Raw genomic sequence first — 12,630 nt, forward strand, 5'->3', positions numbered from 1 at the left:
CAAGAATGCCCGGTCGTGCGCCGGCTGGCCCTGAGCGACCGAGGTCACCTACGGCGTGCCTCTGAGCCACGGTTCTGCCGGGAGCCTAATCTTCATCTCGTGTCCGATACTCCCTCACGTCCTCAGGAACCGGCTGTGACCGGCCCCCGGGCCTTCGTCGAGGCCGTGGAGGCCATTCGCGCCATCGACGCGCGAGACGACCTCGTCGTGACGGAGATCCCTGCCCCGAGTGGGCTGGCCCCGTCGGCCTTCGCCCTCGCCGCTGACGTCGTCGGCGTCGGCGAGAACGCCGACCCCGAGCTCGGCACCGGACGTTTCATCGTCCTCTACGACCCGGAAGAGCCCGAGCCCTGGGGAGGACCCTGGCGCATAGTCAGCTTCGCTCAGGCGCCGCTCGAGACCGAGATCGGCCTGGACCCGTTCATCGCCGACGTCGCCTGGAGCTGGCTGATCGAGTCGCTCGGTGCCAACGGCGCGGCCTACTCGTCGGCCTCGGGCACGGCGACGAAGATCCTGTCGAGCGGCTACGGCGAGCTCTCGTCCCAGAGCGACGGGGCGCTATTGGAGCTCCGCGCGTCCTGGTCGCCGAGCGATACCGACCTCGCCCCGCACGTGCGGGCCTGGGCCGAGCTCATCTGCACCCTCGCCGGTCTCCCGCCGACCGCGGAGGGCGTCACGCTCCTGGCCTCTCGAAGGGTCGGGCGTGACAAGTAGGATCGAAGAAGAAACCCCGCCCCAGGAGGCTCCCGTCGACCACGTTCCCGCCGCCGACGACGACCACGCGTTCGTCGACGTCATCACGACCCGCGAGGCCTACCTCGACGCCATCGACGCCATCGCGAAGGGTCACGGCCCTGTCTCTGTCGATGCCGAGCGTGCCTCCGGCTACCGCTACTCGCAGCGCGCGTATCTGATCCAGGTCTTCCGCCGCGGTGCCGGGGTGTTCCTCTTCGACCCGCCGGCTCTCGGATCCTTGCGTGAACTCAACGACGTCATCAAAGACGAGGAGTGGATCTTCCACGCCGCCTCGCAAGACCTCGCCTGCCTCCGTGAGGTCGACCTCGACCCGGTGCGGATCTTCGACACCGAGCTGGGTGCCCGCCTGGCAGGTCTCCCCCGAGTCGGGCTCGGCGCCGTCGTCGAAGAGCTCCTCGGCATCCACCTGGCAAAAGAGCACTCGGCCGCCGACTGGTCGACGAGGCCGCTCCCCCAAAGCTGGCTCGTCTACGCCGCCCTCGACGTCGAGTTGCTCGTCGACCTCCGCGACGCGATGTACGACGTGCTCGTCGAGCAGGAGAAGGTCGAGATCGCCGAGGAGGAGTTCCAGGCGACCCTGCGACGCGAGGCCAAACCTCCCCGCCAGGAGCCGTGGCGTCGCACGACGGGTCTCTCCACCCTGCGTGGGCAGCGTGCTCTCGGCCTCGTTCGCGAGCTGTGGGAGGCGCGAGACGACTACGCCCAAGAGGTCGACACCGCTGCTGGTCGCCTCCTTCCCGACTCGTCGATCATCGCGGCCGTTCGCGAGAACCCCGCCACGAAGCGCGATCTCGGCGCTCTGAAGTCGTTCGTCGGTCGAGCGAGCCGTACCGAGCTGGGCCGCTGGTGGGCCGCTCTCGAACGGGGCCGCGCGTCGACCGATCTTCCCTCGCTCCGCGGGCCGTCGACCGACCAGCTCCCCCCGCCCCGCTCGTGGGCCGACCGCAATCCCGAGGGTGACGCCCGCTACAAGGCCGCTCGGCCGCGCCTTCAGCACATGTCCGAGGCGATGTCGATCCCGGTCGAGAACCTCCTCACTCCCGACCATCTGCGACGAGTCGCGTGGGAGGCGCCCGAGGTTCTCGACCTGGCCCACATCGGCGAAGGTCTGCGCGAGGCCGGTGCGCGCGAGTGGCAGATCGCGGCCACGGCCCCCGCCATCCTGCAGGCCTTTGTCGAGGCTCACCAATCGTTCACGCAGGGCTCCGAATCGGCTTCGTAGATAAGCGCAGTCGATTACTGGCCCACAGGTGCCGCTTCTAGGATCGAGCCGTTGGCGTCTGCAACAGGCGCAGTCGATTCAGGAGGCAATGTGGCCATCAGAACAGAAGTCGTCTTCGTCGACGGGGTTCGCACCCCGTTCGGGCGAGCCGGCGAAAAGGGAATGTACTGGCAGACCCGGGCCGATGATCTCGTCGTCAAGGCCATGCGGGGGCTGCTCGACCGCAACCCGGGTCTCGACCCAGCCGACATCGACGACGTCGCCATCGCCGCGACGACGCAGACGGGCGATCAGGGGCTCACTCTCGGCCGCACGACGGCCCTGCTGGCGGGATTGCCCCGATCCGTGCCGGGGTTCGCGATCGACCGCATGTGCGCCGGAGCGATGACGAGCGTCACCTCCGTCGCGGGTGCCGTCGCCTTCGGCGCCTACGACTTCGCGCTGGCCGGCGGCGTCGAGCACATGGGCCGCCACCCGATGGGCTTCGATGCCGACCCGAACCCCCGCTTCGTGGCGGAGAAGCTCGTGAGCGGCGAGGCCCTCAACATGGGCAACACTGCCGAGCGCATTCACGATCGGTTCCCGTCGCTGACCAAGGAGCGCTCCGACCACTTCGCGTTCCGGTCTCAGCAAAAGCTCGCTCAGGCCTACAGTGACGGTCACATCCAACCCGACCTCGTTTCGGTCGCCGTCCGCTCCGCAGCCGGATGGGGGCTCGCCGACCGCGACGAGGCTCCTCGACCCGAGACGACTCTCGAGGGTCTCGCGACGCTCCGCACACCCTTCCGTCCGCACGGACGCGTCACTGCCGGCAACTCCTCCGGCCTCAACGACGGCGCCACGGTCTCGCTGATCGCGTCAGAAGACGCAGCCAAGCGTGCCGGTCTGGCGTCCAAGATGCGGCTCGTGAGTTTCGCCTTTGCCGGAGTCGAACCCGAGATCATGGGAATCGGTCCCGTTCCCTCGACCGAGAAGGCTCTTCGCAAGGCCGGCCTCACGATCGACGACATCGGCCTTTTCGAACTCAACGAGGCGTTCGCGGTGCAGGTGCTGTCGCTCCTCGATCACTTCGGCATCGACGACGACGATCCGCGGGTGAACCCGTGGGGCGGCGCCATCGCGGTCGGCCACCCGCTGGCCTCCTCGGGGGTCCGCCTGATGATCCAGCTCGCCCGCCAGTTCGAGCTGCACCCCGAGGTCCGCTACGGGCTCACGGCCATGTGCGTCGGCCTCGGTCAAGGCGGAAGCGTCATCTGGGAGAACCCGCACTTCGACGGAAAGAAGAAGACCAAGTGACCGACACCTCGCTCCTTCTCGAACTCTCGCGCGACGAGGTCGTCACGCACTCGTACGTGCGCGATGTGGCTCTGCCCTCCGGCGGCATCCTGACTCTGGTCACTCTCGACAACGATCGCGACCACCGGCGCCCGTCGACGCTCGGGCCGGTCACTCTCGTCGAGTTCTCCGAGACGCTCGATGCCCTCCGGGCCCGTGCGGCTTCCGGAGAGATCCGGGCGATCGCCGTCACCGGCAAGCCCTACTTTCTCGCCGCCGGCGCCGACCTTTCGAAGGTCGGCCAGATCCCCTCGCGCGAGGCGGGCCGGCAGATGGCCCGGCTCGGCCACGACGCTCTCGGCAAGCTTCACGATGCCGGAGTGCCTACGTTCGTGTTCATCAACGGGCTCGCCCTCGGCGGTGGTCTCGAGATCGCCCTCAACGCCGACTACCGTTCGGTCGACTCGGCAGCACCGGCCCTCGCATTTCCCGAGGTGTTCCTCGGCATCATCCCGGGCTGGGGCGGCGCCTGGCTCTTGCCGAACCTGATCGGCATCGAGAACGCCCTCAAGGTGATCGTCGAGAACCCTCTCAAGAACAACCGCACGCTGAAACCCGGACAGGCACTCGAACTCGGAATCGCCGACGTGATGTTCGGCTCGGCCGCCTTCCTCGAAGACAGCATCCGCTGGGCAGACGGCGTCATCAGCGGGGCGGTCAAAGTCGCCAGGCCCCACGTGCCGGGCAAGATCGAGCGTGCCGTCAAATGGGACGCGGCTATAGCGATCGCTCGTAAGACGGTTCAGAAGAGGATCGGCACGGTCGCGAAGGCTCCGTACGCCGCTCTCGACCTTCTCGCCGGGGCGAAGAAGGCCACCCGCGACGAGGGGTTCGCCGCCGAAGACGAAGCGCTGGCCGATCTCATCTCGGGCGACCAGTTCCGTGCCTCGATCTACGCCTTCGATCTGGTGCAGAAGCGCGCCAAGCACCCGGCCGGCGCGCCCTCCCCCGACCTGGCCCGGAAGATCACCAAGGTCGGCATCGTCGGCGCCGGGCTCATGGCCTCACAGTTCGCCCTGCTCTTCGTGCGCAAGCTCAAGGTTCCCGTCGTCATCACCGACATCGACGAGGCCCGTGTCTCGCAAGGTGTCAACGGCATCCGATCGTCCATCGACGAACTGCAGGCGAAGGGCCGCGTCTCGCCCGACGAGTCGAACCGCCTCAAGGCCCTGATCTCGGGAACAACCGATATCGCCGACTTCGCCGACTGCGACTGGGTGATCGAGGCGGTCTTCGAAGAGCTGGGCGTCAAGCAAGACGTCTTCTCGCGCGTGGAGGAGGTGGTGTCGGAGTCGTGCGTGCTCGCGACCAACACATCGTCGCTCTCGGTGTCGGCCATCGGATCGGTGCTCAGCGAACCCGCACGCCTGGTGGGTTTCCACTTCTTCAACCCGGTGGCCGTGATGCCGCTGGTCGAGGTCGTGAACACCCCCTCGACCGACGACGAGACGCTCGCGACCGCGATGGCCGTAGCGAAGACGCTGGGCAAGAACGCCGTCATCACAGCCGACGCACCGGGGTTCGTCGTCAACCGCGTGCTCGCAAAGCTGCTCGGCGAGGCGATGCACGCTGTCGAGACCGGCACACCCTTCGAAGTCGTCGATCGTGCGACGGCCCCGTTCGGACTGCCGATGACGCCGTTCGAGCTCCTCGAACTGGTCGGGCTGACGGTGGGCGCGCACGTGCTCGACACGCACCACGCCGCTTTCCCCGAGCGCTTCTTCGAGAGCGAGGCCCTGCACCGCCTCGCCGAGTTCGGTCACATCTTCGAGCGTGACTCGAAGGGCAACCGCAAGGGCTTCGACCCCAAGGCGGTCAAGCTGGTCGGCGGATCCGGGCCGGGCGAGAAGCGCGAAGCGCTGACCGAAGAGCAGCTCCGCATCCGCATCGAAGACGGCCTGGCCGACGAGATCGGTCGCATGCTCGACGACGGTGTTGTCGCGGCGCCCGAAGACATCGACCTCTGCTTGATCCTCGGCGCTGGCTGGCCGTTCCAGATGGGCGGCGCGACACCCTACCTTGACCGAGTCGGTGCGTCCGAGCGTGTTCGAGGCCGGGCGTTCCACGACCCGCTCATCCGCGGGGTCGGTGCGGCCTAGGCACCTGGAGCCTCCACACCAAAGTGCCCGAATCGGCGCCGATCATCAGATCGGACGGCGATTCGCGCACTTTGGTGTGCGGGCTACTCGGCGTCGGCCGAACTGCGCTGGGCCGACGTGATCGAAGCCGACGAGCCAGTCGACGGCGACGCCCCCTCGGGTCGGGCGACGGGCAGCTTCGACCCCAGCACCATGGCCGTGACGTCGCGCGCGACGGCCTGGGCCGTGAGGCCGGCCGCGTCGAAGATCTGAGCGCGCGAGGCGTGGTCGATGAACTCGTCGGGCAGACCGAGCTCCGTCACCGCGGTGTCGACGTCAGCGGCGCGCAGATCTTGACGCACGCGCGTGCCTATTCCTCCGACCCGCACACCGTCTTCGAGGGTGACGACGAGGCGGTGCTGGGCGGCGAGGTCGACGACGCTGCGGGGCACGGGAACCACCCAGCGGGGGTCGACGACCGTGGCGCCAATGCCCTGCGAGGCGAGTCGAGCTGCCACGTCGAGCCCCAGCCGGGCCATCGGGCCGACGGCCATGATGAGAACGTCGGGTCGGTCGCCACGAGCGAGCACGTCGACCCCGTCATCGAGACGTTCGACGGCGTCGATATCGTCGCCCGCTTCGCCCTTGGGGAACCGGATCACGGTGGGAGCGTCGGTCACGGCGACCGCTTCGCGGAGCTCTTCGCGAAGGCGGGTACCGTCGCGGGGCGCGGCGATGCGGATGCCGGGGACGACCTGCAGGATGGCGAGATCCCAGATGCCGTGGTGGCTGGGCCCATCGGGGCCGGTGACCCCTGACCGGTCGAGCACGAACGTGACTCCGGCCTTGTGCAGGCCGACATCCATGAGCACCTGGTCGAAGGCCCGGTTGATGAAAGTCGCGTAGAGCGCGACGACCGGGTGCATTCCACCAAATGCCAGCCCCGCGGCCGAGGCGACCGCGTGCTGTTCGGCGATTCCGACGTCGAGCACCCGCTTCGGGTACTTCTCGGCAAAGCGATGGAGGCCGACCGGGCGCAGCATCGCCGCGGTGATGCCGACGACGGTGCGATCGCGGTCGGCGATCGAGACGATTTCGTCGGCGAAGATGCTCGTCCAGCCCGGAGCGCTCGACGTCTCAAGGGCCTCGCCGGTTTCGGGGTCGATGTGGCCGACGGCGTGGAACTGGTCGGCGACGTCTTTGAGCGCGGGCTCGAACCCCCGGCCCTTCTGCGTGATGGCGTGCACGATGGCCGGAGCACCGTAGTTCTTCGCCTGCTGCAGGGCCTCCTCCATCGCCTTCTGATCGTGACCGTCGATCGGGCCGATGTACTTGATGTCGAGGTTCGAATAGAGGGCGTCGTTGTTGGTGAAGCGGCTGAGGAAGCCGTGGAGGCCGCCCCGGACGCCCCGGTAGAACGCGCGCGCCGGGGATCCTAGATGATCGAAAGCCGCTCTCGAGGAGACGTGCATGTCGCGGTAGGCCTGAGCGGTGCGCACGGAGTTTAAGAACCGGGCCATGCCACCGATGGTCGGTGCATACGACCGACCGTTGTCGTTCACGACGATTATCAAGCGGCGGGTGTTGTCGTCGCTGATGTTGTTGAGGGCCTCCCACGTCATGCCCCCGGTCAGAGCGCCGTCACCGACGACGGCGACCACGTGGCGGTCGCCATGACCGGTCAGGGTGAATGCGCGCGAGATGCCGTCGGCCCAGGACAGCGATGACGAGGCGTGCGACGATTCGACGATGTCGTGCACCGACTCGCTGCGCTGCGGGTAGCCGGCCAGGCCGCCCTTGAGGCGCAGGTCGGAGAAGTCTTGACGCCCCGTGACGAGCTTGTGCACGTACGACTGGTGGCCCGTGTCGAAGACGAAGGCGTCTTTCGGCGAATCGAAGACCCGGTGCATCGCGAGCGTGAGCTCGACCACGCCGAGGTTCGGGCCGAGGTGGCCTCCGGTCTTCGACACCTCTGTCACCAGGAACCGTCGGATCTCAGCGGCCAGCACGAGCATCTGCTCGTCACTCAGCCCATCGAGGTCGCGGGGCTCGTGGATCGTCTCGAGGAGGCTCATGTGTCTCGCTTTCCGGGGGCACGGGTATAACCCCACCTGAAGTTTAGGCTTCGTCGCCTGGCAACGGACGAACGCCCCACCCTCCCAGAATGGGGAGTGGCGGGGCGTCCGTCGGGAGGACTACTGACCTACACCAGCGAGCGGAGCACGTACTGGAGAATGCCACCGTTGCGGTAATAGTCGGCCTCGCCCGGGGTGTCGATGCGAACGACTGCGTCGAACTCGACCACGGCCTTGCCCTCGGCGGAATGCGCCGTCGGCTTCGCGACCACGTGCACCGTCTTCGGGGTCGTGCCCTCGTTGAGGGCGGTGAGGCCGGAGATGCTGATCGACTCGCTGCCGTCGAGCCCGAGAGACTCCCACGTCTCGCCCGCCGGGAACTGCAGCGGCACGACGCCCATTCCGATGAGGTTCGAGCGGTGGATGCGCTCGAAGCTCTCGGTGATGACGGCCTTGACGCCGAGGAGCGATGTGCCCTTGGCGGCCCAGTCGCGCGACGAGCCGGAGCCGTACTCTTTGCCGGCGAGCACGACGAGGGGGGTGCCCTCGGCGCGGTAGTTCTCGCTGGCGTCGTAGATGAACGACTGCGGGGCGTCGGGCTTCGTGAAGTCACGCGTGTAACCGCCCTCGACGCCGTCGAGGAGCTGGTTGCGGAGACGGATGTTCGCGAACGTGCCGCGGATCATGACCTCGTGGTTGCCGCGGCGCGAACCGTAGCTGTTGAAGTCTTTGCGCTCGACGCCGTGGTCGGCGAGGTACCGGCCGGCCGGGCTGTCGACCTTGATGGTCGACGCGGGGCTGATGTGGTCGGTCGTCACCGAATCGCCGAGCTTCGCCAGCACGCGGGCATCGGTGATGTCGACGACGGGGGTCGTCTCGATCGTGAGGCCATCGAAATACGGGGGCTTGCGAACGTAGGTCGACTCGCTGTCCCATTCGAAGGTCGCGCCCTCGGGCGTCGGGAGCGAGCGCCAGCGGTCGTCACCGTCGAAGACGGCGCCGTACTCGCGGGTGAACATGTCGGTGTCGATCGACTCGTCGATCGTCTTCTGCACCTCGGCTGCCTCGGGCCAGATGTCTTTGAGGAAGACCTCGGTACCGTCGGATCCCGTGCCGAGCGCGTCGTTCTCGAAGTCGAAGTTCATCGAGCCGGCGAGAGCGTAGGCGATGACGAGGGGCGGCGACGCCAGGTAGTTCATCTTGACGTCGGGGTTGATGCGTCCTTCGAAGTTGCGGTTGCCCGAGAGCACCGCCGTGACGGCGAGGTCGTTGTCTTGCACCGCGGTGGAGATCTCGTCAAGGAGCGGCCCTGAGTTGCCGATGCAGGTGGTGCAGCCGTAGCCGACCGTGTAGAAGCCGAGGTCTTCGAGGTAGCTGGTCAGACCGGCCTTCTCGTAGTAGTCGGTGACGACCTTGGAGCCAGGAGCCAGGGTGGTCTTCACCCACGGCTTGGCCTTGAGGCCCTTCTTGCTGGCGTTGCGAGCGAGCAGCCCGGCCGCGAGCATCACTGAGGGGTTCGAGGTGTTGGTGCAGCTCGTGATGGCCGCGATGGCCACGGCGCCGTGGTCGAGCGTGAACTCGGATCCGTCGGCCAGGGTGACCGGCGAGGGCTTCGAGGCGTGCGACGGCGTGGCGGACGAGGCGTGCGTGTGGCTGTGTTCGTGCGCGGTGTCTTCGTCCTGGGGCGTGAGCCCGACGGGGTCGGACGCCGGGAACGTCGCCTCGACGGCCTCGTCGACGCCCGAGTGCGCTTCGGCGTCGGCATAGTTGCCGAGGTCGATCTCGAACTGGCTCTTGGCGACGGACAGCTCGATTCGGTCTTGGGGGCGCTTCGGGCCGGCGATCGACGGCACGACGGTCGCGAGGTCGAGCTCGAGGTACTCGGAGTAGCTGGGCTCGACCGAGGGGTCGTGCCAGAGGGTCTGCTCCTTGGCGTAGGCCTCGACGAGAGCGACCTGCTCGTCACTGCGCCCGGTGAGGCGCAGGTAGTCGAGGGTGACGTCGTCAATGGGGAACATCGCGGCGGTCGAGCCGAACTCGGGGCTCATGTTGCCGATCGTGGCGCGGTTCGCGAGGGGCACTGCTCCGACGCCCTCGCCGTAGAACTCGACGAACTTGCCGACGACGCCGTGCTTGCGGAGCATCTGCGTGATGGTGAGCACCACGTCGGTCGCCGTGACGCCGGTCGGGATCGCGCCCGACAGCTTGAAGCCGACCACCTTGGGGATCAGCATCGACACGGGCTGGCCGAGCATCGCGGCCTCGGCTTCGATGCCGCCGACGCCCCAGCCGAGCACACCGAGGCCGTTGACCATCGTGGTGTGCGAGTCGGTGCCGACGAGCGTGTCGGGGTACGCGCGAAGCACGCCGTCGACGGTGCGGGTGAACGTCACCTGCGCCAGGTACTCGATGTTGACCTGGTGCACGATGCCCGTTCCCGGGGGAACGACCTTGAAGTCTTCGAACGCGGTCTGGCCCCAGCGCAAGAACTGGTAGCGCTCTCCGTTGCGCTCGTACTCGAGCTCGACATTGCGCTCGAGGGCGTTCTCGCTGCCGAACAGGTCGGCGATGACGGAGTGGTCGATGACCAGCTCGGCCGGCGACAGAGGGTTGATCTTGGTGGGGTCGCCGCCGAGATCCGCCATCGCCTCGCGCATCGTGGCGAGGTCGACGATGCAGGGCACGCCCGTGAAGTCCTGCATCACGACTCGGGCCGGTGTGAACTGGATCTCGGTGTCGGGGTCGGCCGACGGCACCCACGACCCGAGGGCCTTGATCTGCGACTCGGTCACGTTCGCACCGTCTTCAGTGCGAAGGAGATTCTCGAGCAGGACCTTGAGGCTGAAGGGCAACTTGTCGAAGCCGGGTACCGCGTCGATGCGGTAGACCTCGTACGTCTTCTCACCGACGGTGAGGGTGCTCTTCGAGCCGAAACTGTTTACGTCTGACACGTGCCGTCTCCCTTGCGCTGACTCGCCCCATCTTCGCCGTGGAGCGAGGAGCTCCACCAGCAAGGCCAGCCTAAGTCCGTGCGTGTGGGGCGGACCGGCCGGAGGCTCAAATTCGAACCCAACGATCTATCTTGATGTCAAGACAAATCTAGCACTCGAATCAGGATCCGGGCGCAGCGCCGTCGGCAGCCACGTCAGAGGCCGACCGGGCCGAATACACCGTCCGCACCAGCAACCACGTCACCCAGAGCATCGCGGCGTAGAACGGCACGCCGAGCAGGAGCTTGAGGGCACCGAGCAGCGCGACGTCGCCGGCGAGGAAGAGCGGCACCTCGACGGCGAGGCGGATGCCGAACAGGAGTACCCACAGCCACGTCGTCAGCGTCAGCACGCGGCGCTTCGCCCGGTCGGCGCGCCAGGCCGAGCCCTCGTTCGTGAGGAGCCCGACGACGATTCCGATCAGCGGCCAGCGGGCGGCGAGCGAGACCAGCAGCACCAGCGCCGACACTGAGTTGATGACGATGCCGGGAATGAAGTTGTCGATCGTGCGCCCCGAGATCAGGGCGAGGAGGGCGGAGAGCAGGATCCCGAGGAGCCCCGCGATTGCCTGAGGCACCGGGCCTCGCTGCACGGCCCTGACCACGACGAACACGACGCCGAGGGCGACGGGCGCCAGCACCGAAGGCAGGAGCTCGTGCGTGATCGTGTAGATGACCAGGAAGCCAAGGCCGGGGAGAATCGACTCGATGAGGCCGCGGACTCCCCCGATCGCCGTCAGCAGAGCATGGCCGGTCGGCACCTCGCCCGGCGCGACCTTGCCGATGCCCGCCCGCTGGGCTGCGGCACGGAGCTGCCCGCTCAGCGTCGCCGCAGGAGCCTCGTCGGCACCCGTGCCGTTCGCCTCCGGCTGCACGCCGTGCGAGTCGCTCGTCACCGGATCAGACCGTCGTCGTGCCGGGGTCGCCCGGGGTCGACTTCGGCATGTGCAACGGGATGAGGTCGCGGGGCGGCATCGGCTCGGTGCCACGGACGACGACGACGCTGCGGAAGAGCTCTTCGATCTTCTCGGCGGCCTCCGGGTCGACGGTCGCGTCTCCGGCGATCACGCCGCGGAGGAACCAGCGGGGGCCGTCGACGCCGACGAAGCGTGCGAGTCGGGTGGTCTGCCCGGGGACGGCGCCTTCGGAGCCCGCCGCGATCGGGATCTCGGCGCGGATCTCCGGCCCGAAGGGGCCGTCGACCTCGGCCGTCGTGCCACCCTGCTTGCGGATCTGGTCGGCGATCTGCTCGCGGATCTCGTGCCAGAGGCCCGTCGACCGCGGGGCCGCGAACGGCTGGACCTGCAGGGTCGACTTGGCGAAGTCGAGGCCTACGGCCACAACGCGCTTGGAACCCTCCTCGACCTCGAGTCGGAGGTGGAGCCCCTCGCGGGGAACGATCTTGACGCCGCCCAGGTCGACGTACGGGCGCACCGGGTTGGCTTCGCTCTCGTCGAGCGGTCCCTCCTCGGCGCGGTCGTCGGGGGCGGACTTGTCTTCGAGGATGAGGTCGGTCTCGGCTTCTTCAGCTTCGACGAGGTCGACTACCTCGTCACCCTCCGTGACCTCGGTCGTCTCGAGCTCGACGGCGTCGACCGACGCCGTCTCTCCGAGTGCTGCTGCCTCGCGGCGGCTCTTTCTGCTCACTTGGTGCCTTCCGTAGTCGTGTCGGTGGTGCTGCCGGTCGTGCCGGCGTCATTTGCCACACCGTAGGCCGTTGCGGCGACGCTGAAGCCGCTCGTACCCGTCGAACCGAATCCGCCTTCTCCGCGGACGCTCTCGGGGAGGGTGTCGACCGGAACGAACGTGGCTCGGACGACCGGCATGACGATGAGCTGCGCGATCCGGTCTCCGATGGCGATGTCGAACGGCGTGCGGGCGTCGGTGTTGAGGAGGGTCACCTTGATTTCGCCGCGATAGCCCGCGTCGACCGTGCCGGGCGAGTTGACGACTGTGATGCCGTGCTTCGCCGCCAGACCCGAGCGGGGTACGACGAAGGCCACGTGCCCGTCGGGGAGGGCGATCGAGACGCCGGTCGAGATGAGCGCCCGCTCTCCGGGGAGGAGTGTGAGGGCCTCTCGACTGGTGAGATCGGCCCCGGCGTCGCCCGGGTGGGCGTAGAACGGGGCTTCGACCTCGCCCAGTGGGGCAAAGGGAACGTCGAGGCTCTGAGTC

Annotated in this window: 9 protein-coding genes; 4 read left to right on the top strand and 5 right to left on the bottom strand. The window is 67.8% G+C overall.

Translation table 11 applies throughout. From position 1 onward, the window contains the following. Window positions 1-135: 135 nt before the first annotated feature. The 4 genes from EDF39_RS13850 (at window position 136) to EDF39_RS13865 (ending at window position 5,412) form a co-directional block, all read left to right on the top strand. On the top strand, window positions 136-714 hold the full coding sequence (locus EDF39_RS13850) for a DUF3000 domain-containing protein (protein ID WP_233573132.1): 579 nt from the start codon (window positions 136-138) through the stop codon (window positions 712-714). Then, window positions 704-1,978 carry an HRDC domain-containing protein gene (locus EDF39_RS13855; RefSeq protein WP_370275190.1) on the top strand — a complete coding sequence of 425 codons (1,275 nt, stop codon included), beginning with the start codon at window positions 704-706 and terminating at the stop codon, window positions 1,976-1,978. The genes EDF39_RS13850 and EDF39_RS13855 overlap by 11 nt, the downstream gene beginning before the upstream one ends. Before the next feature lie 90 nt (window positions 1,979-2,068). Then, complete coding sequence (locus EDF39_RS13860) at window positions 2,069-3,274, top strand: thiolase family protein (RefSeq protein ID WP_123943959.1); 1,206 nt, start codon at window positions 2,069-2,071, stop codon at window positions 3,272-3,274. Continuing rightward, complete coding sequence (locus EDF39_RS13865) at window positions 3,271-5,412, top strand: 3-hydroxyacyl-CoA dehydrogenase NAD-binding domain-containing protein (protein ID WP_123943962.1); 2,142 nt, start codon at window positions 3,271-3,273, stop codon at window positions 5,410-5,412. The genes EDF39_RS13860 and EDF39_RS13865 overlap by 4 nt, the downstream gene beginning before the upstream one ends. 83 nt (window positions 5,413-5,495) lie before the next feature. Here the strand turns inward: EDF39_RS13865 and dxs are convergent, their stop codons facing one another. The 5 genes from dxs to dut form a co-directional block, all read right to left on the bottom strand. Beyond that, on the bottom strand, window positions 5,496-7,466 hold the full coding sequence (gene dxs / locus EDF39_RS13870; RefSeq protein ID WP_123943963.1) for a 1-deoxy-D-xylulose-5-phosphate synthase: 1,971 nt from the start codon (window positions 7,464-7,466) through the stop codon (window positions 5,496-5,498). Window positions 7,467-7,594: 128 nt separating this feature from the next. Further along, window positions 7,595-10,417, bottom strand: a complete 2,823-nt coding sequence (gene acnA, locus EDF39_RS13875; RefSeq protein ID WP_055958097.1) for an aconitate hydratase AcnA — start codon at window positions 10,415-10,417, stop codon at window positions 7,595-7,597. A gap of 160 nt (window positions 10,418-10,577) precedes the next feature. Further along, on the bottom strand, window positions 10,578-11,351 hold the full coding sequence (locus EDF39_RS13880; protein ID WP_123943966.1) for a DUF3159 domain-containing protein: 774 nt from the start codon (window positions 11,349-11,351) through the stop codon (window positions 10,578-10,580). Window positions 11,352-11,355: 4 nt separating this feature from the next. Further along, window positions 11,356-11,961: a DUF3710 domain-containing protein gene (locus EDF39_RS13885; RefSeq protein WP_055961857.1), complete on the bottom strand. Its 606-nt coding sequence runs from the start codon at window positions 11,959-11,961 to the stop codon at window positions 11,356-11,358. Between the two features lie 137 nt (window positions 11,962-12,098). Then, window positions 12,099-12,599, bottom strand: a complete 501-nt coding sequence (gene dut / locus EDF39_RS13890) for a dUTP diphosphatase (protein WP_123944253.1) — start codon at window positions 12,597-12,599, stop codon at window positions 12,099-12,101. Window positions 12,600-12,630 lie beyond the last annotated feature (31 nt).

Source organism: Frondihabitans sp. PhB161 (assembly GCF_003814635.1).
Taxonomy (GTDB): Bacteria; Actinomycetota; Actinomycetes; order Actinomycetales; family Microbacteriaceae; genus Frondihabitans.